Here is a 22,927-nt window from a genome sequence, read left to right as displayed (position 1 = left end):
GCCCGCCCCGGGCCGTGTGCGCGGCCGGGCCACCGGGAATGATCACTGCTGACCGCCGCGGCCCTCGCCGCGGGGCCCACCAGGACGGGAGACGAGACGATGGTGTTCGGCCGCAGCAAGCCCACCGGGCAGCCGGGGGAGTGGTTCTACTGCATCAAGCACGGCAAGGTCGAGGAAGGCCCGGAGTGCCCCGCCAAGGACCGGCTCGGCCCCTACGCCACCCGCGAGGAGGCCGCGCGCGCCCTGGAGACCGCCGCCGAGCGCAACCAGGAGTGGAAGCAGGACCCGCGCTGGAACGACGAGGACGAGCCGGGCACCGAAGGCTGACGGAGGCTCAGGACACGCCCTCGGAGACGCCCGCCGCCTTCGCCGCTTCCGCCGCCTGCCGCTCGTGCTGGGCCCGCACCGCCAGTGCGTGCGGGTCGGTGCGGGAGTCCCAGGCCAGCAGCTTGGGGATGGACGCCGTCAGCGCCAGCACGCCCAGCACGCACATCACGCCGCCGGTCCAGATCGAGGCCCGCGTCCCGATCATCGCGGCCATGCCGCCGGCCCGGACCTGGCCCAGCTGCGGGCCGACCGAGTACGACAGCACCTCCACCCCGGCGAGGCGGCCGCGCAGCTCGTCGGGGATGGACTGGTTCCAGATCGTCGACCGGGCCACCCCGCTGATGTCGTCGGCGGCGCCCGCCAGCGCCAGGCACACCAGCACCAGCCAGATGTTCCCGGCGAGGCCCGCCAGCGCCATCGACGCGCCCCAGCCGAGCGCCGCGAACAGCAGCATCCGGCCGTGCCGGTGGACGCGCGACATCCAGCCGCTGGTCGCCGACACCACCAGCGCGCCGGCCGCCATCGCCGAGTACAGCAGGCCCAGCGCCCACTCCGCGTCCAACTCTGCGGCCAGGAACGGGAACACCGCGACGGGGAAGGCGAACAGCATCGCCACCGTGTCGATCGCGTAGGTGCCCAGCAGGTCCTTGCGGCTCCAGGCATAGCTCAGGCCCTGCCCGATGCTGCGCAGCGACGGGCGGTCGGCGCTCTCGGCGGGCGGCACCGGGCGCATCCGGACGATCAGCGTCAGCGAGACCAGGAAGGTCGTCAAGTCCAGCGCGTAGGCGACGCGCGCCCCGGCGAGCGTGACGATCACGCCCGCCAGCGGCGGGCCGGCCACCGAAGCGACGTTGCGGTACAGCGAGTTGAGCGCGAACGCGGCGGGCAGCTGATCGTGCCCGACCACCCGCGGGATCATCGAGTCAAGCGCCGGACGCTGCATGCCGTCCAGCGCTGCCGTCAGCGCCGCCACCAGGTAGATCGGCCACAGCAGCGGATGCGGCAGCAGTGCGTTGGCAAGCATCAGCGCGGCCAGCAGCGCCAGGCCCGCCTCGGTGAGCAGCACCAGGCGGCGGCGGTCCAGCGCGTCCGCCAGCGCGCCACCCCACAGGCCGAACACCACCAGCGGCACCAGCTCGAACGCGCCGACCAGGCCGACCGCGAGGGTCGAGTCGGTCAGCTGCTTGATCTGGATCGGCACCGCGACGTACGTGAGGAAGCTGCCGAAGCCGGTGATGCAGCCCGACGTCCAGAGCAGCCGGAAATCCCGGGAGGAGCGCCAGGGCGTCAGATCCGGGGCGAGCTTGCGGAAGAAACGGGCAGCAGACGTCACATGGTCAGATGCTGCGGTAAGCGGACGGAACGGGGCAACCGGTTTTCTGTCGGGCCGTCACCAGCGCAGCACCGGCGAGGCGGTCAGCCGCTCCGCCAGCCGGGCCAGCCGCGAGCGCGGCGGCACCGCCGAGGTGGCCGAGCTGACCAGGTGCTGGACCAGTTCGAACGGTTCGGGCTCGGCGTCCGGCACCGTCAGCCGCTCGTGCGCCAGCGCCGTCAGCTCGGGGTCGCCGCCGTCCAGGGCGAGCAGCACCGCGCCGGCCCGGCGGGCACCGTCGAGGCGCTCCAGCAGGGGCTCGTCGGCGGGCGCGGGGGCGATCAGCAGCACCGTTGCGCCGGTGCGTGCCTCCTCGAGCCGGGGCAGCCCGCACGCCAGATGGTTCGGCGCGCCCGCCGGCACGGTGTGCCGCAGCAGGGTCGGGACCAGCTCGGGAACCCCGCTGTACGCGGCCTCGTCGCTCAGGTGCGCGGCCAGGTGCCACGGCTCGTAGTGGGGGGTGCCGACCAGCAGCAGGCCGGTGGCGCTGCGCCGGGTGACCGAGCCGCGCAGTGCGGAGGCGAAGGCGCCCGCCCGCTCGGGCCAGCCGGTGCCGGACAGTGACTGCCGGAGTGCGGAAACTCTCACCGCGTCCATGCGCGACAGCATGCTGCCCGGGCAGGCCGTTTGGCAGGATCTTCCGCATGACGCAACCCGATTCAGTGAACGCGACGGCCGGACCGGGCCGACAGCTGCCGGACGTCTCCGAGCTCGTGGTGGGAGTCCTCGGCGGCACCGGTGACCAGGGCCGCGGCCTCGCCTACCGGCTCGCCAAGGCCGGTCAGCAGGTGATCATCGGCTCCCGCAGCGCCGAGCGCGCCGAGGACTGCGCCTCGCAGCTCGGTCTGGGCATCCGCGGCGCCGACAACGGGCGGTGCGCCCGGGAGAGCGACGTGGTGATCGTCGCGGTGCCGTGGGACGGCCACGCCGAGACGCTCACCTCGCTGCGCGCCGAACTCGCCGGGAAGATCGTGGTGGACTGCGTCAACCCGCTGGGCTTCGACAAGCAGGGCGCCTACGCGCTCCAGGTCCCCGAGGGTTCCGCCGCCCAGCAGGCCGCCGCGCTGCTGCCGGACTCCACCGTCACCGCCGCCTTCCACCACCTGTCGGCGGTGCTGCTGCAGGACGAAACGGTGGAGTCGATCGACACCGACGTGATGGTGCTCGGCGAGGACCGCGCCGCCACCGACACCGTGCAGGCCCTGGCCGGCCGGATCCCCGGCATGCGCGGCATCTTCGCCGGGCGGCTGCGCAACGCCCACCAGGTGGAGGCGCTGGTGGCCAACCTGATCTCGGTCAACCGCCGCTACAAGGCGCACGCGGGCCTGCGGATCACCGACGTGTGAGCCGACGTCTGAGCCGGGCGCGCCGCGGTGTGACCCACGCCGCGGCGCGCACCGGCCACCCCCGGCCGGTGCGGGCTGTTCGGTCGGCGAGAATGGCGGAGCCACACCGCCCGCCCGAGGAGTCCCGCCATGCCCCGCAACGCCCTGTACGCCACGATCGTCCTGGCCCTGGCCGTGACTGCCGCGGTGGTCTCGTTCGTCGAGGGCAACTGGCTCGGCGTGGTGTGGGTGCTGATGGCCGGCGTGGCCAGCAACATCGCCTGGTACTACCTGCGCAAGGACCGCGCCGAGCGGGCCCGCGCGCAGCAGCCGCAGGCCCAATAGAGCGGATGGCGCGGGCTCAGTAGGTCTTCCAGAAGCTGAACAGCAGCCGGCCGACCGCCGCGTAGTGCGAGTCCGCGCCGAACAGGTCGAAGATCCCCATGGTGAGGTCGTACAGCCACTGGCCGACCTGGCTCTGCCACACCAGCGCGAACAGCAGCAGCATGCCGTAGGGCGCGTACGGGGCGATCGCCCGACGGGTCTTGGGCGACAGCCAGGGCTCGATGATGCCGTAGCCGTCCAGGCCCGGCACCGGCAGCAGGTTCAGGATCGCCGCGGTGACCTGGAGGTAGGCGAGGAAGCCCAGGGCGGCCGGCAGCGGGGAGAACATCAGCTCCTCGCCGTCGTAGTGGGCCGGCACGTTCGGGTTGTCGAACCAGCCCTGGCTGACCGCCACCAGCAGCACGATGCCGAACAGCGCGTTCACCAGCGGGCCGGCCGCCGAGATCAGGCTGTGCTTGAGACGGCCGGAGATCCGGTCCCGCTCGATGTAGACCGCGCCGCCCGGCAGACCGATACCGCCCATGATCACGAAGATCACCGGCAGCACGAAACTCAGCACCACATGCCCGTACTTCAGCGGGTTCAGCGTCAGATAGCCCTTGGTGCCGACCGTGATGTCACCGCCCGCCAGCGCCGTGCGCGCGTGCGCGTACTCGTGCAGGCAGAGCGAGACCATCCAGCCCGCCACCACGAACAGGAACACGCCCAGCCGGGCGTTGCCCCAGCCGGTGGCCAGCGCGAAGCCGGAGGCGACGAAGGTGCCGGCCAGCGCCAGGAAGATCGGGCTGACCCGGCTCTCCGCGCTGCGCTGGCCGGTGCTGGCGTAGGTCATGACGAGAAGGCTCCGGAACATGGGGGTCGGGCGGACGTCCGATGATGCCGGGCACCGGGCGCACCCGACAAGCGGCCATGGATGAACGGACGGCGGCAGCCCAGCGTTCCGTACGGGTGTGCGCCCGGGGCGCCGGACGCGTCCCGCAGAATGGGCGGGTGCATTACGGCATCCTCGGCACCACCACCGCCCACCACGACGACGGCACGGCGATCGCGCTCGGCGGCGCCCGGCTGCGCGCCCTGCTCGCCGCGCTCGCGCTGCGCCAAGGCCGGCCCGTCCCGGCCGAGTTGCTCGCCGACGAGGTGTGGGCGGAGGAATCGCCGCAGGACGCCGCCGCCGCACTGCAGACGCTGGTCGGCCGGCTGCGCCGCACCGTCGGCCGGGACGAGATCGGCTCCGGGCCGGCCGGCTACTGGCTGACCGGCCCGCACACCGACGTCGCCGAATTCCAGCGGCTGGCCGCCGACGGCGTCCGCGCCCTCGCCGACGGCGACCCGGCGGCCGCCGCCGACCGGCTCACCGCCGCGCTCGCCCTGTGGCGCGGCCCCGCGCTCGCCGACCTGCCCGACCGCACCGCCCCCGCCGCCCGCCTGGAGGCCCAGCGCGAGGACGCCCGCCGGCACCGGCTGACCGCCCAACTGGCCCTCGGCCGGGCCGCCGAGGTCACCGCCGAACTCGCCGAACTCTGCCGGGACCACCCGCTGGACGAGCAGCTCCAGGCCCTCCAGCTGCGCGCCCTGCGCGCGGCCGGCCGTACCGCCGAGGCGCTCTCCCGCTACGAGGAGATCCGCCACACCCTCGCCGACCGGCTCGGCACCGACCCCGGCCCCGAACTGCGCGCCCTGCACCGCGAGTTGCTCACCACCGCGCCCGAAACCGCTCCCGCTGCGCCGACCACTGCCGCCGGCAACCTGCGCCCCGGCCGCACCAGCTTCGTCGGCCGCGAGGGCGAACTCGCCACCGTGGCACGCGCGTTGACCGCCGGCCGGCTTACCACGCTGACCGGCCCCGGCGGCTCCGGCAAGACCCGGCTGTCCGTCGAGGCCGGCCGCCGCGAACAGAGCACCGCCAACTGGCCCGGCGGCGTCTGGCAGGTCGAACTCGCACCGCTGGACGACCCCGCCGCCGTCCCCGCCGCGGTCGCCGCCGCGCTCGGCCTGCGCGAGACCGTGCTGCACACCGGCGGCACCGTCGCCGAGGTGATCGAGGGCGGCCGCAAGGACCCGGTGAGCCGGGTCGTCGACCACCTCGGCCGCCGGCGCCTGCTGCTGCTGCTCGACAACTGCGAACACGTCGTCCAGGCCGCCGCCGACCTCGCCGACCGGCTGCTCGCCGACTGCCCGGGCATCACCGTCCTCGCCACCAGCCGCGAACCGCTCGGCGTCCCCGGCGAGACCGTGCTGCCCGTCGAGCCGCTGCCCGACCCGTCCGCGCTGCGGCTGCTCGCCGACCGCGGCGCCGCCGCCCGCCCCGGCTTCCGCACCGACCAGGACCCGGAGGCCTGCGCCGAACTCTGCCGCCGCCTGGACGGCCTGCCGCTGGCCATCGAACTCGCCGCCGCCCGGCTGCGCGGACTCACCCCCCGCCAGCTCGCCGACCGGCTGGACTCCAGGTTCGCGCTGCTCACCGCCGGCTCCCGCACCCTGCTGCCCCGCCAGCAGACCCTGCGCGCCGTCGTCGACTGGTCCTGGGACCTGCTCGGCCCGCGCGAACGCGCCGTGCTGCGACGGCTGTCGGTGTTCGCCGGCGGCTGCACCCTGGAGGCCGCCGAGGCCGTGCTCGCGGACGCCGAGGTGCCCCGGGCGGAGGTCGCCGACCTGCTGCTGTCGCTGGTCGACAAGTCCCTGCTGGTGGCCGGGCTCGGCGAACAGCCGCGCTACTGGATGCTGGAGACCATCCACGAGTACGCGGCCGAACGCCTCGCCGAGGCCGCCGAACCCGAGGTCGCCCACCGCCACACCAGGCACTACCGGGAAGTCGCCCGGACCGCCGCCCTCCGCCTGCGCGGCCACGACCAGCTCGACGAACTCGCCCGGCTGGACCGCGAACAGGAGAACGTCCGGGCCGCGCTGCGCCGCGCCGTCGACGCCGAGCAGGAGCAGGAGGTGCTGGTACTGGCGCTGTCGATGGCCGGCTACTGGTCGCTGCGCGACTACCGCACCGAGGCCCGCGGTTGGTACGAAGCAGCCGCCGCGCTCGGCCCCGAGCCGTTCGCCGACGACGCCCCGATGCCCGTCCCGCTCACCGCCGGCCCGCTCGACCAGCCGCCGCCACTGCCGCCCGAGGTCCTCCAGGAGGCCCGCCGCCACCTCGGGCTGCACCGGCTGATCAGCATGTTCTCCGGCGACCTCGGGATGCTCGACGACGCCGCCGCGCTGAAAACCGCCCACCGGGTGCTGGAGGTCTACACCCCCGACCTGCCGCAGTCCTACCAGGCCCCGGTGCTCAGCCGGGTGTTCGCGGTCTTCCTCACCGGCGAGATGGACCGCACCCGGGCGGTGCTGGACGACGCGGTGGCCGGCGCCCGCCGCCACGGCGCCCCCGGCGACCTGGCGTTCGCCCTGCAAATGCGCGCCCGGCTGCTCAACGACCTGGCCGGGGGACTGGAGCAGGCGATCGCCGACAGTGAGGAGGCGCTCGCCCTGTACACCGCGCAGGGCGACCTGTGGGGCAGCTCCGACGCGCTGGCCGCGAAGGCGGAGAACGCCACCAAGTCCGGCGACCGCGCGCTCGCCGAACGGGCCTTCCGCGAGGCGATCGAGCTGGCCGTCCGGCTCGGCGCCCGCCAGGAGGTGCCGCTGCTGCGCGCCCGGCTCGGCGAGGTGATCGCCGAATCGGACCCGGCGGCCGGCGAGCGGATGGTCCGCGAGGCCGTCGCCGAGGCCGCCGTGGACAGCCGGGACGCCGAGGGCGCGCGGCTCTACGGCCGCCTGGTGCTGTGCAACCTGTGCGTGCAGCGCGGCGAGTACGCCGGGGCGCTGACGGTGCTCGACGAACTGTCCGACGAAGTACCCACCCGCGGCCCGCTCCCCTGGGTGTTCCTCGGCATCACCACCTGCATCCGGGGCTGGGTGACCGCCCGCTCCGGCGACCCGCGGACCGGACTGGCCCTGATGCGCGAGGGCCGCCGCGCGATGGCCGAGGTGGAGGGCCGGGCCACCGTCTTCGTCGAACACATGGCGATGATGCTGATGATCCCGCTGGCCGCCGTCCTCGCCGAACTGGCCCAGCAGGAGGGCAACCCGGCCGCCGCCCGGCGCGGCGCCGAACTGGTCGGCGCGCACGAGGGCCTCAGCGGCGCCTCCGGCTCCTTCATGGAGCGCGCCGAACGTGCCCGCTGCGAGGCGGTCCTGCGCGAACTGCTCGGCGAATCGGCGTACTCGACGGCACACGAGCAGGGCGGGCGCCTCGACCTGCACGAGGCGTCCGCCCTGCTGAACGATCCCGGGGAGTTCTGAGACCGACCTCCCCAGCCCGCGTTCAGGTGCGCTTGCGGAAGCGGGCCACCGCCAGCGGCGCCGTCAGCGCGGTGATCGCCGCCGACCAGATCAGCACCGTCACCGCCGAGTTGCCGACCGCGCCGCCGTTGATCAGCGCCCGGCAGGCATCCGCCAGCGCCGACAGCGGATTGTGCTTGGTGAACGCCTGCAACCAGCCCGGCATGGTGCTGGGATCGGCGAAGATCGAGCTGCCGAACTGCAGCGGCATCATCACCAGCATCGCCATGCCCTGCACCGCCTGCGCACTGCGCATCGCCATGCCCAGCAGCATCGACACCCACATCAGCGAGGCGCCGAACACCAGCGACAGACCGACCGCGGCCAGCAGCGCCAGCGGGCCGCCCTTGACCTCCAGGCCGAGGATCAGCGCGAAACCGATCAGCACCACGAACGCGACGACCGCCCGCAGCGTCTCCGCGATCATCTTCGACAGCAGTACCGCCGAACGCCCGATCGGCAGGGTGCGGAAACGATCCATCACACCGGTCTGGAAGTCCGTGTTCAGGCCGGTGCCCAGCGCCATCGCCAGGTTCAGGCCGGTGGTGCCGAGCAGGCCGGGCACCATGTACTGCATGTACTCGTGTTGGTTGGAGGCCATCGCGCCGCCGAACACGTAGACGAACAGCAGGATCATGATGACCGGTACCAGCAGGGCGTCCAGCATGGACTCCGGGTCGGCCTTGATCCGCATCAGGTTCCGGCGGGTCAGCGCACCCAGGTGGCGCAGGTTCGAGCGCAGGCCGATCCGGGTGTCGTCGGCGGACCGCACGGACGCGGCGGCCGGGGCGGGGCTCAGGGTGGCGGTGCTCATGCGACGGGCTCCTTGTCACGGGCCGGGGCGGGGACGGACGGCTTGCCGGTGATGGACAGGAAGACCTCGTCCAGGCTCGGCAGCTTGGTGTCGATACCGGCGATCCCGAACCCTCGGGTGCCCAACACGCCTATCACTGTGGTCAGTTGGCCCTCGTCGATGAGGTGCACCGAGAGCAGGCCGGAGTCTTCGGCGAAGGTCGCCGGGATCCCGGCATCCCACAGAACACGGGCCATCTCCGGCAGCTCCGCCGGCCGCAGCGGGCGCACCTGCAGGCTCTGACCGCCGACCTGGGTCTTCAGCTCCTGGACGCCGCCACTGGCGATCACCCGGCCCTTGTCGATCACGGTCAGCGCGTCGGCGAGCTGTTCCGCCTCCTCCATGTACTGGGTGGTCAGCAGCACCGTCGACCCCTCACCGACCATCCGCCGCACCTCGTCCCACACCTCGTTGCGGGTCCGCGGATCCAGGCCGGTGGTGGGCTCGTCCAGGTACAGCACCTTCGGGCGGCCGATCATCGACGCCGCGAGGTCGAGGCGGCGCCGCATCCCACCCGAATAGCCCTTCGCCGGGCGCTTGGCGGCCTCCGTGAGCGAGAACCGCTCCAGCAGCTCGGCCGCCCGGGCCTTGGCGTCCTTGGCGGACAGATCCAGCAGACGCCCGATCAGGTACAGGTTCTCGTAGCCCGACAGCAGCTCGTCCACCGACGCGTACTGGCCGGTCAGCCCGATCGTCCGCCGCAACTGCTTCGGCTGCCGCAACACGTCGAACCCACCCACGAACGCCGTGCCCGCATCCGGCTTGATCAACGTCGACAGCACCCGCACCAGCGTGGTCTTCCCGGCCCCGTTAGGCCCGAGCAGCCCCAGCACCGTCCCCTCGCGCACCGTCAGATCGACCCCGTCCAGGGCCTTCGTCTCCCCGTAGTGCTTCACAATGCCGTGGACCTCCACGGCGTTCCCCGTGTTTCGTGTCATGGGAACACCGTGCCGGGGCCGGCTGTCACGGGGCTGTCAGCCCGCTGTCAGGGGGGATGACAGCGGAGTGTGGGTGCGAAAACAGGGGCGCGGGGAACTGCGCGACAAGCGCAAAGCCCGTCCGCAAGGTCGCGATCAAGTGCAGGTCATTGTCCTGCGTCGCGATCTTGCGGTGGAGGGCTTCCGCCTCGCGCAGTTCCCCGCGCCCCTGGTTGTGCTCTCCCCGGCTCGCCTTACTGGAAGCTGTGCTCCGGGCCCGGGAAGGTGCCTTCGCGGACGTCCGAGGCGAACTCGCTCGCCGCCTGCGCCAGCGTCGCGCGCAGGTTGGCGTACTGCTTGACGAACTTGGGGACGCGGCCGGCCGTCATGCCGGCGAAGTCGGTCCAGACGAGGACCTGGGCGTCGGTGCCGGGGCCGCCGCCGATGCCGACGGTCGGGATCGCGGAGTGGGTGGTGACTTCGGCGGCGAGTTCGGCGGGGACGGCTTCGAGGACGACGGAGAACGCGCCGGCCTGCTGGACGGCCTTCGCGTCGCGGAGCAGCTGGTGGGCGGCCTCGTCGCCGCGGCCCTGGACGGGGTAGCCGCCGTAGGCGTGCACGGACTGGGGGGTGAGGCCGATGTGGGCCATCACGGGGATGCCGGCCTCGACGAGGAGTTCGATGGTGCGGGCGCTGCGTTCGCCGCCTTCGAGCTTGACGGCGTGGACGCCGGCCTCCTTCATCAGGCGGGCCGCGTTGTGCATGGCCTGGGCGGGGGACTCCTGGTAGGAGCCGAAGGGCAGGTCGGCGACGATCAGGGCGCGCTGGGTGCCGCGGACGACGGCGGCGGAGAGCATCACCATCTGGTCCATGGTCACCGGCACGGTGGTCTCGTAGCCGAGGTGGCAGTTGCCGGCGGAGTCGCCGACGAGCAGGACGGGGATGCCGGCTTCGTCGAAGACGCCGGCGGTGAGGGCGTCGTAGGCGGTGAGCATGGCCCACCGTTCGCCGTTGCGCTTGGCCTTGGCGAGGTCCCGGACGGTGACCCGCCGGTTGGTGACCCCGCCGTAGAGGGTGGCGGGCGCGTCCTGCGGCTGGGCAGGCTGAAGCGGAGAGGCGTTCATTGAACAGACTCCTGGTGTGTGTCGTCTCGTGGCGCCGTGCGGCGTCCCCGGATCTGGCTCCATGCTTGCATGCCACGGGCCGTCAGCAAAGGGGCGGGAGTCCTGCCGTCCCCGGCCGTTCGGAGGGGTTCTTGGGGAGGTCTTTGCCGTACGGTGTCCCGACCGTTACGATACGGGACCGTCTCGTATCGAATAGGCGGCTAGTCTGCTCGTATGACCTCGCCGACCGCGCCGCCGGCACCTCGGGTGCCGGAAGCCGTACACCGCCGACGCTGGTGGATCCTGGGCACCCTGGTGCTCGCCCTGCTCGTCGTCGTGCTCGACAATTCGATCCTCAACGTGGCGATGAAGACCATCGCCACCCCCGCCCCGGTGGGCCTCGGCGCGAGCCAGAGCGACCTGGAATGGGCGATCAACTCCTACACGCTGGTCTTCGCCGGCCTGCTGTTCACCGCCGGCCTGCTGGGCGACCGGTTCGGCCGGAAGTGGACCCTGCTGTCCGGCATGGTGGTCTTCGGCCTCGGCTCGCTGCTGTCCGCCTTCGCCGCCAGCCCGGGCGAACTCATCGGCTACCGCGCGGTGATGGGCCTCGGCGGCGCGTTCGTGATGCCGGCGACGCTGGCCATCATCATGAACGTCTTCGAACGGCACGAGCAGCCCAAGGCGATCGGCATCTGGGCCGGCGCGGTGGGCCTGGCGATCGCCATCGGCCCGATCACCGGCGGCCTGCTGATCGAGCACTTCTGGTGGGGCTCGGTGTTCCTGGTGAACGTCCCCATCGTGATCCTCGCGCTCGGCCTGATGGGCTGGCTGGTCCCGGACTCCAAGGACCCCAACCCGGGCAAGCTCGACCCGGTCGGCGTGCTGCTCTCGGTGGTCGGCCTGGTGGCGCTGATCTACGGCATCATCAAGGGCGGCGAACTCGCCGACTTCACCGCCCCCGAGGCGTGGGTGCCGACCCTGATCGGTGTGGTCGCGCTGGCCGCGTTCGTGCTGTTCGAGAAGCACACCAGCCACCCCGCGCTGGACGTCACCTGGTTCCGCAACAAGGTGTTCTCCGCGTCGATCGGCGTCGTCGGCATCGTGTTCTTCGCGCTGATGGGCGTCTCGTTCTTCGGCGTGTTCTACATCCAGAGCGTGCGCGGCTACAGCGCCCTGCAGGCCGGTGAGCTGATGCTGCCGCTGGCCGTCGCCCAGCTGATCTTCGCGCCCCGGGCCCGGCTGGTGGTCGACCGGATCGGCGTCCGGCTGACCTGCGCCGGCGGCATGCTGCTGGTCACCGTCGGCTTCCTCGGCTACGCCTTCCTGACCGCGACCAGCCCGATCTGGCTGCTGATCGTGCTCGGCTTCGTGATGGGCACCGGCATGGCGCACGTGATGCCGCCGGTGACGGTCGCCATCATGGGCGCGCTGCCGCGCGAGAAGGCCGGCGCGGGCTCCGCGCTGAACAACACCTTCCGCCAGGTCGGCGGCTCGCTGGGCATCGCGGTGCTGGGCGCGCTGCTGTCCACCGTGTACCGCAACGGCATGGAGAACCACCTCGGCACCGTGCCGGAGCAGCTCCGCGACCGGGCCGGCGAGTCGATCGAGTCCACCCTCGGGACGGCCGAGAAGCTGCACCTGCCGGATCTGGTCGACCCGGCGAAGGACGCGTTCATCCACGCCATGCACGTGGTCTCCGCGGTCTCGGCCGGCGTCACCGTGCTTGGCGCGGTGCTCGCGATGGCGCTGCTGCCCGGCAAGCTCCCCGCCGCCCCCGGCGGCCCGGCCGGCCGGGCCGACGCGCAGGGCAAGGCGGACTCCGGCGCGAGTCCCGCCAAGGTCTGATCGGCAGGGTGGAGAATAAGGCCATGACAAGCGCCGACACTCCGCTCAAGCCGTGCCACGGCCCCGCCGCGGAGCAGGACGCTCCGCGGCGGGGCCGCCCGCGCAGCGAGGCCGCCGAGCAGGCGATCTACGGCGCCGTCGAGAAGCTGATGGAGGACGGCGTCGGCCTGGCCGAGCTGTCCATGGAGCGGATCGCCGCCGAGGCGGGCGTCGGCAAGGCCACCATCTACCGGCGCTGGCCCAACAAGGAAGCCCTGCTGGTGGACGTGGTCGCCCGGCTGGAGGAGCCGATGCCCCCGCTGGCCGGCCCCACCTACCGCGACGACCTGATCAGCGCCGTCGACTACATGCGCCGGCGCGGCCTGATCAAGCGCTCCCGGTGGATCGTCAAGTCCGCGCTCGGGCAGATGAACAGCTGGCCCGAACTCAAGCAGACGTACCACGAACGGGTGGTCCATCCGCGCCGCGAACTGATCCGGCAGATCGTCCGGCGCGGCGTCGAGGCGGGCGAACTCCGCTCCGACGTGGACGTCGAGCTGCTCTGCGAGATGCTCATCGGACCGATCCTGCTGCGCACCGTCCTGTGGGACGACGCACCGCTGGAGGACCCCGACCTGCCCCGCCAGATGATCGACGCCGTCCTGGAGGGCATCGCCGCCCGTTAGGGCCTGTCCGGCCGATCTTGCCGGGCGCGCGACGCCGGATCATCCCGCCTGGACGCACCGCCGAAACATCCAAGTACACCCAGTACGAGGACGTTCCGGCGGCACGCCCAGCCGGGCGCGAAATGGGGGCACCTCCCAGCCCGCAAGGGCTGGGGGAGCCGCGCGCTGATCCGACAAGATCGGCCGGACAGGCCCTAGATCGGCCTGGGCGTGGAACTCCTCGCACACATTGTCGCGTCCCTCCCGTCATAGGCTGAGCCGAGAATCGGATCGGAGCAGATCGGGCGGGTCGGCAGGGAGTCGACGGACACGGCGGCAAGGAGCGGGCATGGTGCGGGCGGACGGCCCGGCGGTTGTGGCGGACGAGCAGGCGCCGACCTGGCGCGGCCGGCTGCGGCGCTGGTTCGACTGGCGGCGCGCCTGGCTGCTCACCGCGCTCGGCGTACTGCTCACGGTGCTGCTGGTGACCCACGCCCAGCTGCCGAACCGGTTCGGCAACCTCGGCAGCCTGCTGGAGACCTTCCTGCCCTGGCTGGGCCTGGCGGTACCGGTGCTGCTGGTACTCGCCCTGTGGCGGCGTTCCGGCGTCGCCGTGGTGGCCGCGCTGCTGCCAGCCGCGGTGTGGCTGAACCTGTTCGGCGCGCTGCTGGTCGACAAGAGCAGCGGACCCGGCGACTTCACCGTGCTCACCCACAACGTGTCCGCCGCCAACGACGACACGCAGGGCACCATCCGGATGCTCAACGGCTCCGGCGCGCAGATCGTCGCCCTGCAGGAAATCTCCGGCGCCGTCGCGCCCGTCTACGCCGCCGGGCTGGAGCAGGCGTACCCGTACCACGTGGTCAAGGGCACCGTCGGCCTGTGGTCCAGCTACCCGATCGACGACGTCACCGTGGTCGACCTCAAAATGGGCTGGACCCGGGCCTTCCGCGCCCAGGTCACCACCCCCAAGGGCCCGCTCGCCGTGTACGTCGCCCACCTGCCCTCGGTGCGGGTCAAGTTCGACAGCGGCTTCACCGCCGGCCGCCGCGACGTCAGCGCGCAGGCCCTCGGCGACGCCATCGAGCACGAGCCGCTGGGCAAGGTGCTGCTGCTCGGCGACCTCAACGGCACCATGAACGACCGCAGCCTCGCCCCCATCACCTCCCAGCTGCGCTCCGCCCAGGGCGCGGCCGGCGACGGCTTCGGCTTCTCCTGGCCGGCGTCCTTCCCGATGGCCCGGATCGACCAGATCCTCAGCAAGGGCGGGCTGGTCCCCACCGACTCCCGCACCCTGCCGGCGGACGCGAGCGACCACTTGGCGCTGACCGCCGCGTACAAGTACTAGGAGGGCCCGCCCGGACTGCTGCCGATCACCACGGCGGCGTCCCGCTCCTCGTCCTGCTCGATCCGGACCGTCAGGCCCTGGCGGGACATCAGTGCGGCCGTCGCCGGGGCCTGCCGTTCGCTGGTCTCGATCAGCAGGTGGCCGCCGGGCGCCAGCCAGCGCGGCGCGGCGGCCGCCACCCGGCGCTGCACTGCCAGGCCGTCGGCGCCGCCGTCCAGTGCCACCGGCGGCTCGTGGTCGCGGGCCTCCGGCGGGAGCAGCGGTATTTCGCCGGTCGGCACGTACGGGGCGTTGGCCACCAGCAGTCCGACCCGGGCGCGCAGGTCGGCGGGCAGCGGGGCGTCCAGGTCGCCCAGGTGCACCACGCCGCCGTACGGGGCGAGGTTGCGGCGGGCGCACGCGACGGCGGCCGGGTCGACGTCGGCGGCGTGCAGCTCGACCCCGCCGAGCCGGGCGGCCAGCGCCGCGCCGATCGCGCCGGAGCCGCAGCACAGGTCCAGCACCACCGCGCCGGGCGCGCCCAGTGCGACGGCCCGTTCGACCAGGAACTCGCTGCGCCGGCGCGGCACGAACACACCCGGGGTCAGCGCGATGCGCAGCCCGGCGAACTCGGCGAAGCCCACCACCTGCTCCAACGGGTGCCCCGCGCACCGCAGTCCGAGCATCTCGGCGAGCCGGTCGGGGCGGTCGGCGGCGGACAGCAGCAGCCGGGCCTCGTCCTCGGCGAAGACACAGCCGGCCGCCCGCAGCCGGTCGGTGACGTGGTCGGTCAGCTGGGCGGGGGAAAGGGGGAACGACACGGAGACCTCTCGGAAAGCCTTGCGGGCTCCCCGTCCGGTCAGGCCGCGGTCGGACGGCGGGGGAGCACCTCGACAACCTGCACGGTGATCTCTCCCACCTCCTTCGGCCGGCGCGCCGTCCATGATCGGGCGCGTATCGCGGCGCTCACCCTAACCCCTGCCGCCCGTCCTGTCAGCCCTTTTGTCAGCCCTGTCGCCAGCGGTTGGTGATGGGCAGCCGGCGGTCGCGGCCGAAGTTCTTCGGCGAGACCTTCGGGCCCGGCGGGTACTGCCGGCGCTTGTACTCGGCCAGGTCGACCAGGCGTACCACCCGGTCCACCACCTCGGCCGGGAAGCCCTCGGTGACGATCGCGTCCCGCCCCTGGTCGCCCTCGACGTACCGGTCCAGGACGGCGTCCAGCAGGTCGTAGTCCGGCAGCGAGTCGGTGTCCACCTGGTCGGGGCGCAGCTCGGCGGACGGCGGCTTGCTGATGGTGTTCTCCGGGATCGGCGGCACCTCGCCGCGCGCCTCGGCCTGCGAGTTGCGCCAGCGGGCCAGCCGGAAGATCAGCGACTTGTAGACGTCCTTGATCGGGCCGTACGCGCCGACCGAGTCGCCGTACAACGTCGAGTAGCCGACCGCGAGTTCGCTCTTGTTGCCCGGGGCGAGGACGATCTGCCCCTCCTGGTTGGAGATCGCCATCAGCAGGGTGCCGCGCAGCCGGGACTGCAGGTTCTCCTCCGCCAGGCCGGTCAGCTCGGTGGCGCCCATGTAGGCGTCGAACATCGGGGCGATCGGGACGGTGCGGAAGTGCAGCCCGGTGCGGCGGGCCAGCTCGGCGGCGTCGTCGCGGGAGTGCTGCGAGGAGTAGCGCGAGGGCATCGAGACGCCGTACACGTGCTCCGCGCCGATCGCGTCCACCGCGATCGCCGCCACCAGCGCCGAGTCGATGCCGCCGGACAGGCCGATCAGCACCGAGCGCATGCCGTTCTTGCGGACGTACGCCCGGGTGCCCTCGACCAGCGCCGCGTACACCTCGGCCTCGTCGTCCAGCCGCTGGTTGATGTGGGGGGACTTGATCTCGGCGGGCGCGGGCTTCGGCTCGCCGCCCAGGTCGACCCGGGTCAGCCGCAGGCCGTCGGCGAGCACCGTGCCGTCGGGCAGGCCCGGCTCGGACGAGGTCGGCAGGTCGAGGTCCATGACCAGCAGCGCCTCCTCGAACTGCGGTCCGCGGGCCAGAAGTTCACCGTTCTCGTCGACCACCAGCGACTCGCCGTCGAAGACCAGCTCGTCCTGCGCGCCGACCATGTTCAGGTACACCAGCGGGCAACCGGCCTCGGCCGCACGGCGCTTGACCAGCTCCAGCCGGACGTCGTCCTTGTCCCGCTCGTACGGCGAACCGTTGATCGACAGCAGCAGCCCCGCACCGGCCTGACCGGTCGCGGCGACCCGGCCGCCCTCCTGCCAGATGTCCTCGCAGATCGCCAGCGCGACGTCCACGCCGTGCAGCCGAAGGACCGTCAGCTGGTCGCCCGGCACGAAGTAGCGGTACTCGTCGAACACGCCGTAGTTCGGCAGGAAGTGCTTGGCGAACCTGGTCACCACCTCGCCGCCGCGCAGCACCGCCGCGCAGTTCTGCGGCTTGCCCGCGTACTTGCTGCCCGGCTCGCCCCGGCCCAGGTAGCCGACCAGCACCGGAGTGTCGCCCAGGCCCTCGGCCTGCAGCTTGGCCGCCAGGTCCACCAGGGCGGCGCGCGAGCCCTCCACGAAAGAGTTGCGGAACGCGAGGTCCTCGACCGGGTAGCCCGTGAGCACCATCTCCGGGAACGCGATCAGGTCCGCGCCGGACTCGGCGGCCCGCTTCGACCAGCGCAGCACCTCCTCGCTGTTGCGGGCGAGGTCACCGACCCAGGGGTCGATCTGGCACAGGGCGAGACGCAGATTCGGCATGCCCCTGAGTGTAATCGTCTAACTGACGTTATGTCGCGAGGGGTGGGTTGCCCGCACGGTCCGCGCGGTCGGCAAGCGGACCGGGATCCGCCATGATGGGTCACGGCGCGATGCGGTCCGACGCGGCGCGGTTCGGTGCGACGCATCCGGTTCGTCCGGTTCAGGGCGTGTCAGGCGTAACACGGGCGTAAAGAGCAGAGGTGAGACTGTCCCCATGGGCAAGCAGCAGGAGTTCGTGCTTCGCGCACTCGAAGAGCGTGACATCCGGTTCGTCCGGCTGTGGTTCACCGACGTCCTCGGTTTCCTCAAGTCCGTGGCGGTCGCCCCCGCGGAACTGGAGCAGGCCTTCGAGGAGGGCATCGGCTTCGACGGCTCCGCGATCGAGGGCTTCGCCCGGGTGTACGAGTCCGACATGATCGCCAAGCCGGACCCCACCACGTTCCAGATACTGCCGTGGCGCTCCGAGAACCCCGGAACCGCCCGAATGTTCTGCGACATCCGGATGCCCGACGGTTCCCCGTCCTACGCCGACCCGCGCTACGTCCTCAAGCGCACCCTGAAGAAGGCCTCCGACCAGGGGTTCACCTTCTACACCCACCCCGAGATCGAATTCTTCCTCCTCAAGGACCTCCCCGGCGACGGCACCCCGCCCACCCCCGCCGACCAGTCCGGATACTTCGACCACACCCCGCGCGGCATCGGCCACGACTTCCGCCGCCAGGCCATCACCATGCTCGAATCCATGGGCATCTCGGTCGAGTTCAGCCACCACGAGGGCGCCCCCGGCCAGCAGGAGATCGACCTCCGCTACGCCGACGCGCTCTCCACCGCCGACAACATCATGACCTTCCGCCTGGTCATGAAGGAGGTCGCGCTCGAACAGGGCGTCCACGCCAGCTTCATGCCCAAGCCGTTCTCCAACTTCCCCGGCTCCGGCATGCACACCCACGTCTCCCTCTTCGAGGGCGACCGCAACGCGTTCCACGAATCCGGCGCCGAGTACCAGCTCTCCAAGGTCGGCCGCTCCTTCATCGCCGGCCTGCTCAAGTACGCCGCCGAGACCGCCGCCGTCACCAACCAGTGGGTCAACTCCTACAAGCGCATCTGGGGCGGCTCCCAGCGCACCGCCGGCGCGGGCGGCGAAGCCCCCTCCTACATCTGCTGGGGCCACAACAACCGCTCCGCCCTCATCCGCGTCCCCATGTACAAGCCCGGCAAGCAGGGCTCCACCCGCATCGAGGTCCGCTCCCTCGACACCGGCTGCAACCCCTACCTCGCCTACGCCGTCACCCTCGCCGCCGGCCTCAAGGGCATCGAGGACAACCTCGAACTCCCCCCCGGCGCCGACGACGACGTCTGGGCCCTGACGGATGGCGAACGCCGCGCCCTCGGCATCCAGCCCATGCCCCAGAACCTCGGCGAAGCGATCGACCTCATGCAGCGCAGCGAACTCGTCGCCGAGACGCTGGGCGAGCACGTCTTCGACTTCTTCCTGCGCAACAAGCGGCAGGAGTGGGAGGAGTACCGCTCCGAGGTCACGCCGTTCGAGCTGCGGAAGATCCTCCAGGTGCTGTAGCCGCGGGCGTGGGGCCCCGGGCCGGTGGCGCGGTGCCGCCCGCCCGTGGCCCTTCGTACGTCCCGGGCGGGCCGATCGACGGTCCATCCGTGCGATACGGTGCGCGCCATGGCGTCCGAGGAGAACCGGCCGAGCTGCGCCGGGTGCGATCGTCCGCTGTCGTTCGGCGCCATGGTGCTGTTCGAGCGCGAGGACGACGGGAAGCGGACCTGTCGCGGCGTCATGGCGTGCGACCAGCGGCACGTCTGGTGGGGGTGGCTGGACCGGTCGGGTGAGCCGTTGGAGGCCTGCCCGTACCCCGACATCCTCCGTGAGTGACCGCCGTCGACGGGGTAGTGACGGGTTGTGTCGACAGTTGGTCGCGGGCGGTTCCAGTTGCTGGGCTGCCGCGCCAGGGAGCGATCTGGGGGCGGGCGTGGCCGGGGTGCGTGAATTGCGGGTGGTCGAGCAGGAGGCGATCGTGTTCCACGAATGCCGCGAGTCGCAGGCCGAGATGCAGCAGCGGGACGGCGGGTCGCCGAGGTGAGTGGCGGGCGGGGGCCTTCGCGGCAGGAGTTGATCCGGCGTCGGCGGCGGAGCGGGTTCGTCGGGCGGCGGAGTGAACTGGCTGCGTTCACCGAGGTGTTGGGGCAGGTGCCGGAGGACGCGGCGCAGTTCCTGTTCCATGTGCACGGGCCCGGCGGGGTGGGGAAGTCCACGCTGGTGCGGCAGATGGAGACGGCGGCGCGGGACGCACAGGCCGCGACCGGGTACGTGGACGAGGCGGTGGCCGATCCCGTCGAGGCGATGAAGGCGCTCGCCGGGCAGTTCGGGCAGCAGGGTACGCCGATGAAGTCGCTGGAGCGGCTGCTGAACACGTATCAGCAGCGGCGGCACGAGGCGGACGCCGGTCTGGTGGTGGCGGGGGAGAGCGCGTCCCCGTCTCCGGGAAGTGTGATCGCGTCGAGGGTCGGCCTGGTCGGGCTGGGGATGATCCCCGGGGTCGGAGCATTCACGGGGGCGTTGGACGCCAATCAAGTCGCTGCCGGCGCCGAGCAGTTGAAGGGCATGCTCAGCGCGCGGTTCCGTAGCCACGAGGACGTGCAGCTGGTGCTGTCGCCCGTCGAGGCGCTGGCGCCGGTATTCCTTCAGGAGCTGACGGAGATCGCGCAGCGGCGCAGCTGGGTGGTGTTGTTCTTCGACACCTACGAGCGCACCGGGCCGATGCTCGACACCTGGCTGCGGGACGTGCTGCTCAGCGACCGCTACGGCGAGTTGCCTGCGAACGTGCTGGTGGTGCTGGCCGGGCAGGGGCGGCTGGACGCGCAGTGCTGGGGGGACTGGATGGACCTGGTCGCGGATCTGCCACTGGACGTGTTCACCGAGACCGAGGCGCGCCAGCTGCTGGCCGCCAAGGGCGTCACGGACGAGCACGTGATCGAGGTGGTGCTGCGGCTGTCCGGTCGGCTGCCGCTGCTGGTCTCCACTCTCGCCGAGTCGCAGCCGAGTGCGGCGGCCGAGGTCGGCGACCCGGTCGGCACAGCGGTTGAGCGTTTCCTGAAGTGGGAGACCCAGCCTGAACGGAGAGCGGCCGCGTTGGCCTGTGCGCTGCCGCAGGAGTTGGACGAGGACGTGTACCGGGCGGCCGTTGAGGACGAGGAGGCCCGGGAGCTGTTCGGGTGGCTGCGGTCGATGCCGTTCGTGATTGATCGGTCGGGGCGGTGTCACTACCACGAGGTGGTGCGGACGGCGATGCTGCGGCTTCAGCGGCAGCAGTCGCCGGTGCGGTGGCGGCGGCAGCACGAGCGGCTGGCGACGACGTTCGGCGAGTGGCGGGCTCAACTCGCCTGCGACGCAGAGGAGACGGGAGGCCGCTGGCGGGACGAACGCTGGTGCGGGTACCGCCTCCAGGAGACGTACCACCGGCTGTGCGCCGACCCCGACCGGGCGCTGCCGCTCGCGCTGCGGGAGTTGCTCGACGCCTGGAGCCACAGCACTGCGACGCTGCTCCGCTGGGTGCAGATGCTCGCCCGGGCAGGTCGGGACACGGGCACGGGGGAGCTCCAGGAGTGGGGTGATCGGCTGGTGGCGGCGATGGCCGAACCGGAGCCGGGGATCGCCGCGACGACGCTGCTGCTGTCGGGCAGGGTCCTCGACCGCCCGGGTCGGGCCGTGGCGTACCGGCGGCGCGGCATCGGACACCACGGGCAGGGCCGGCACGACCTCGCGCTGGCGGACTTCGACCGGTCGGTGACGCTCGACCCCGACCGGCCGGAGGCGCTGCACAGTCGCGGGCGCGCCCTGATCACGGCGGAGCGGTACGAGGAGGCGCTGGCCGATCTCGACCGGGCCGTCGAGCTGGATCCCGACTACGCCGCGGCCTTTGCCACCCGGGGGGAGGCCCGGCGTCTGACGGGACAGTACGAGGAGGCGCTGGCCGACTTCGACCGGGCCGTCGAGCTCGACCCCGGCCACGGCTGGGCCCTCGGGCGTCGCGGCGACACCCACCAGGAGTTGGGACGGCACGAGGAGGCGCTGGCGGACTACGACCGGGCCGTCGAGCTCGATCCGGACGACCGCTGGGCTCTCATTGGCCAGGGGCAGATCTACTGGGGGAGAGGGCGAACCGAGGAGGCGCTGGCCAGTTTCGGTCGAGCGATCGAGGTCGATCCCGAGGACCTGTTCTCCCTCACCGTCCGGGGCGAGATCCACCGCCAGTCGGGGCGGCCCGAGGTGGCGCTGGCCGATCTCGACCGGGCGATCGAGCTCGACCCGGAGTACGTCCTGGCCCTCAGCTTCAGGAGCCACGCCAACCGGGACCTGGGGCGTCACCAGGCGTCACTGAGGGATCTCGTCCGGGCGCTCGAGCTCGATCCGGACAATGTGCCGGCCCTGGTCCGCCGAGGTCTGACCTACCGGGAGCTGGGCCGGCTGGAGGAGGCGCTGGCCGACTTCGCCCGGGCGATCGAGATCGACGGCGAGTACGGGTGGGCCTTCCACGCACGGGGTGGGACCTACCAGGAGCTGGGCCGGTTCGAGGAGGCGTTGGCGGACTACGAGCGGGCCGTCGAGCTCGATCCCGGGGACGTGGTGGCCCTCACCGCGCGCGGCGACACTTGCCGGGAGCTTGGGCGGCCCGAGGAGGCGCTGGCCTCGTACGACCGGGCAGTGGAACTCGCCCCGCACTCCTGGTGGACGGTGCTGGCACGTACGTGGATGTACCGGGACCTGGGGCGTCATCAGGACGCGCTGGACGGTCTCGACCGGGCCATTCGGCTGATGCCCGAGGAGGCGGCGCTGTTCGTCGCCCGCGGCAGCCTTCACCAGGCGATGGGAGACCACCCGGAGGCGCTGGCCGACCTCGACCGGGCGCTCGCCCTCGAACCCGACGAGCCCAGGACTCTGGCGGCGCGTGGCCACCAGTACGTGGCGATGGGACAGCACACGGAAGCACTGGCCGACTTCGACCGGGCCGTGGAACTCGCCCCAGGAAGCGGCTGGGCGGTCGAGCAGCGGGGCAACGCCCACCTGGCGATGGGCAGGTACGACGAGGCGTTGGCGGACTACGACCGGGCGCTCGAACTCGGTCCCGACCATGCGTTGCTCGCCGGTTCGCAGGGCTTCGCCCACCGGATGGCGGGCAGATTCGCCGAGGCCCTGACGGCGTACGACCGCGCGGTGCGACTCGATCCGGCCCACGGTGTGCTCCGGGGCGTCGTGTACCGGCTCCTCGGCCGGTACGACGAAGCGTTGGCCGACTGCGACCGGGCCGTCGAGGCCAGTCCGGCGGCCTGGCTGGTGGCGGCGCGAGGGCTGACGTACCGCCTGCTGGGCAGATACGCGGAGGCGTTGGCGGACCTCGACCGGGCGATCGAGGAGGAGCCGGAGAAGGGCTGGGTCCACTACGAGAAGGGGGTGGTCCTGCACGCGCTCGGCCGGTCCGAGGGGGATGCCTGCTTCGCACGTGCCGTCGAACTCCTCCGACCGGGCGGCACTGTCGCGACCCTGAGCAACCTGGTGCTCGCCCACACCGCCGCGTCCGATCCGGCCGAAGCCGCTCATGTGCTGGACGCGTTCCTGCAGGCCGCGCCGTCCGCCGGGCAGCTCGCTGAACTGCACATCGAACTCGGCACCCTGGTCCGGGTCATGCCGTCCGTCGCCGAGCATGCGGCCGCCCTCCGGCAGCGGCTGCTGGAGGCACGGGCAGCGCCGGGCTGAGTGCGCTCAG

At 72.2% G+C, this 22,927-nt stretch carries 18 protein-coding genes; 10 read left to right on the top strand and 8 right to left on the bottom strand.

What is annotated here, in order from left to right:
* The first annotated feature begins 99 nt into the window (after window positions 1-99).
* Window positions 100-327, top strand: coding sequence for a hypothetical protein (locus ACIHEI_RS09885; protein ID WP_396606263.1), 228 nt, complete (start codon window positions 100-102; stop codon window positions 325-327).
* 7 nt (window positions 328-334) lie between these two features.
* Here ACIHEI_RS09885 and ACIHEI_RS09880 read toward each other — a convergent pair whose 3' ends face one another.
* Together ACIHEI_RS09880 and ACIHEI_RS09875 are read right to left on the bottom strand one after the other, a co-directional pair.
* Window positions 335-1,660 (bottom strand): MFS transporter, encoded by a 1,326-nt coding sequence (locus ACIHEI_RS09880; RefSeq protein ID WP_392947749.1) that lies wholly within the window; start codon window positions 1,658-1,660, stop codon window positions 335-337.
* 57 nt (window positions 1,661-1,717) lie between these two features.
* Entirely contained in the window at window positions 1,718-2,296 is a 579-nt protein-coding gene (locus ACIHEI_RS09875) for a hypothetical protein (protein WP_396606262.1), read from the bottom strand.
* Window positions 2,297-2,343: 47 nt separating this feature from the next.
* Between ACIHEI_RS09875 and npdG the strand changes: the two genes are divergently transcribed.
* Together npdG and ACIHEI_RS09865 are read left to right on the top strand one after the other, a co-directional pair.
* Window positions 2,344-3,045, top strand: a complete 702-nt coding sequence (gene npdG, locus ACIHEI_RS09870) for an NADPH-dependent F420 reductase (protein WP_392947754.1) — start codon at window positions 2,344-2,346, stop codon at window positions 3,043-3,045.
* Between the two features lie 129 nt (window positions 3,046-3,174).
* Window positions 3,175-3,369, top strand: a complete 195-nt coding sequence (locus ACIHEI_RS09865; protein ID WP_387643414.1) for a hypothetical protein — start codon at window positions 3,175-3,177, stop codon at window positions 3,367-3,369.
* A 16-nt stretch (window positions 3,370-3,385) separates the two neighbouring features.
* Here ACIHEI_RS09865 and ACIHEI_RS09860 read toward each other — a convergent pair whose 3' ends face one another.
* Window positions 3,386-4,201, bottom strand: coding sequence for a site-2 protease family protein (locus ACIHEI_RS09860; protein ID WP_396606261.1), 816 nt, complete (start codon window positions 4,199-4,201; stop codon window positions 3,386-3,388).
* Between the two features lie 158 nt (window positions 4,202-4,359).
* Here ACIHEI_RS09860 and ACIHEI_RS09855 point away from each other — a divergent pair, with 158 nt between their 5' ends.
* Complete coding sequence (locus tag ACIHEI_RS09855) at window positions 4,360-7,662, top strand: ATP-binding protein (RefSeq protein WP_396606260.1); 3,303 nt, start codon at window positions 4,360-4,362, stop codon at window positions 7,660-7,662.
* A gap of 22 nt (window positions 7,663-7,684) precedes the next feature.
* Here ACIHEI_RS09855 and ACIHEI_RS09850 read toward each other — a convergent pair whose 3' ends face one another.
* The 3 genes from ACIHEI_RS09850 to panB form a co-directional block, all read right to left on the bottom strand.
* Window positions 7,685-8,515: an ABC transporter permease gene (locus tag ACIHEI_RS09850; RefSeq protein ID WP_396606259.1), complete on the bottom strand. Its 831-nt coding sequence runs from the start codon at window positions 8,513-8,515 to the stop codon at window positions 7,685-7,687.
* Entirely contained in the window at window positions 8,512-9,492 is a 981-nt protein-coding gene (locus ACIHEI_RS09845; RefSeq protein WP_396606258.1) for an ATP-binding cassette domain-containing protein, read from the bottom strand. Before ACIHEI_RS09845 ends, ACIHEI_RS09850 begins: the two co-directional genes overlap by 4 nt.
* Window positions 9,493-9,725: 233 nt before the next feature.
* Window positions 9,726-10,595: a 3-methyl-2-oxobutanoate hydroxymethyltransferase gene (gene panB / locus ACIHEI_RS09840; RefSeq protein ID WP_387643424.1), complete on the bottom strand. Its 870-nt coding sequence runs from the start codon at window positions 10,593-10,595 to the stop codon at window positions 9,726-9,728.
* Window positions 10,596-10,808: 213 nt separating this feature from the next.
* On the opposite strand from panB, the gene ACIHEI_RS09835 reads away from it, so the two are divergent.
* The 3 genes from ACIHEI_RS09835 to ACIHEI_RS09825 all read left to right on the top strand — a co-directional run bounded on the left by ACIHEI_RS09835 (window position 10,809) and on the right by ACIHEI_RS09825 (window position 14,414).
* The gene (locus tag ACIHEI_RS09835) at window positions 10,809-12,422 is read left to right on the top strand and encodes an MFS transporter (protein WP_396606257.1); all 1,614 of its coding nucleotides are present in this window, start codon (window positions 10,809-10,811) and stop codon (window positions 12,420-12,422) included.
* 23 nt (window positions 12,423-12,445) lie between these two features.
* Window positions 12,446-13,087, top strand: coding sequence for a TetR/AcrR family transcriptional regulator (locus ACIHEI_RS09830; RefSeq protein ID WP_387643428.1), 642 nt, complete (start codon window positions 12,446-12,448; stop codon window positions 13,085-13,087).
* Window positions 13,088-13,415: 328 nt separating this feature from the next.
* Complete coding sequence (locus ACIHEI_RS09825; protein WP_387643430.1) at window positions 13,416-14,414, top strand: endonuclease/exonuclease/phosphatase family protein; 999 nt, start codon at window positions 13,416-13,418, stop codon at window positions 14,412-14,414.
* Here ACIHEI_RS09825 and ACIHEI_RS09820 read toward each other — a convergent pair.
* Together ACIHEI_RS09820 and ACIHEI_RS09815 are read right to left on the bottom strand one after the other, a co-directional pair.
* Window positions 14,411-15,214: a putative protein N(5)-glutamine methyltransferase gene (locus ACIHEI_RS09820; protein ID WP_396606256.1), complete on the bottom strand. Its 804-nt coding sequence runs from the start codon at window positions 15,212-15,214 to the stop codon at window positions 14,411-14,413. The genes ACIHEI_RS09825 and ACIHEI_RS09820 overlap by 4 nt on opposite strands.
* Before the next feature lie 184 nt (window positions 15,215-15,398).
* Window positions 15,399-17,144 (bottom strand): NAD+ synthase, encoded by a 1,746-nt coding sequence (locus tag ACIHEI_RS09815; protein ID WP_396606255.1) that lies wholly within the window; start codon window positions 17,142-17,144, stop codon window positions 15,399-15,401.
* Between the two features lie 214 nt (window positions 17,145-17,358).
* On the opposite strand from ACIHEI_RS09815, the gene glnA reads away from it, so the two are divergent.
* The 3 genes from glnA to ACIHEI_RS09800 all read left to right on the top strand — a co-directional run bounded on the left by glnA (window position 17,359) and on the right by ACIHEI_RS09800 (window position 22,917).
* Window positions 17,359-18,720: a type I glutamate--ammonia ligase gene (gene glnA / locus ACIHEI_RS09810; protein WP_392947777.1), complete on the top strand. Its 1,362-nt coding sequence runs from the start codon at window positions 17,359-17,361 to the stop codon at window positions 18,718-18,720.
* Between the two features lie 108 nt (window positions 18,721-18,828).
* Window positions 18,829-19,038, top strand: a complete 210-nt coding sequence (locus ACIHEI_RS09805; RefSeq protein WP_396606254.1) for a dehydrogenase — start codon at window positions 18,829-18,831, stop codon at window positions 19,036-19,038.
* A 204-nt stretch (window positions 19,039-19,242) separates the two neighbouring features.
* The gene (locus ACIHEI_RS09800; protein ID WP_396606253.1) at window positions 19,243-22,917 is read left to right on the top strand and encodes a tetratricopeptide repeat protein; all 3,675 of its coding nucleotides are present in this window, start codon (window positions 19,243-19,245) and stop codon (window positions 22,915-22,917) included.
* Window positions 22,918-22,927 lie beyond the last annotated feature (10 nt).

The sequence above is a fragment of the Kitasatospora sp. NPDC051984 genome (genome assembly GCF_044593455.1).
Lineage (GTDB): Bacteria > Actinomycetota > Actinomycetes > Streptomycetales > Streptomycetaceae > Kitasatospora.
The sequence above is the reverse complement of the archived record's forward strand: the minus strand, read 5'-3'. Positions and strand labels throughout refer to the sequence as shown.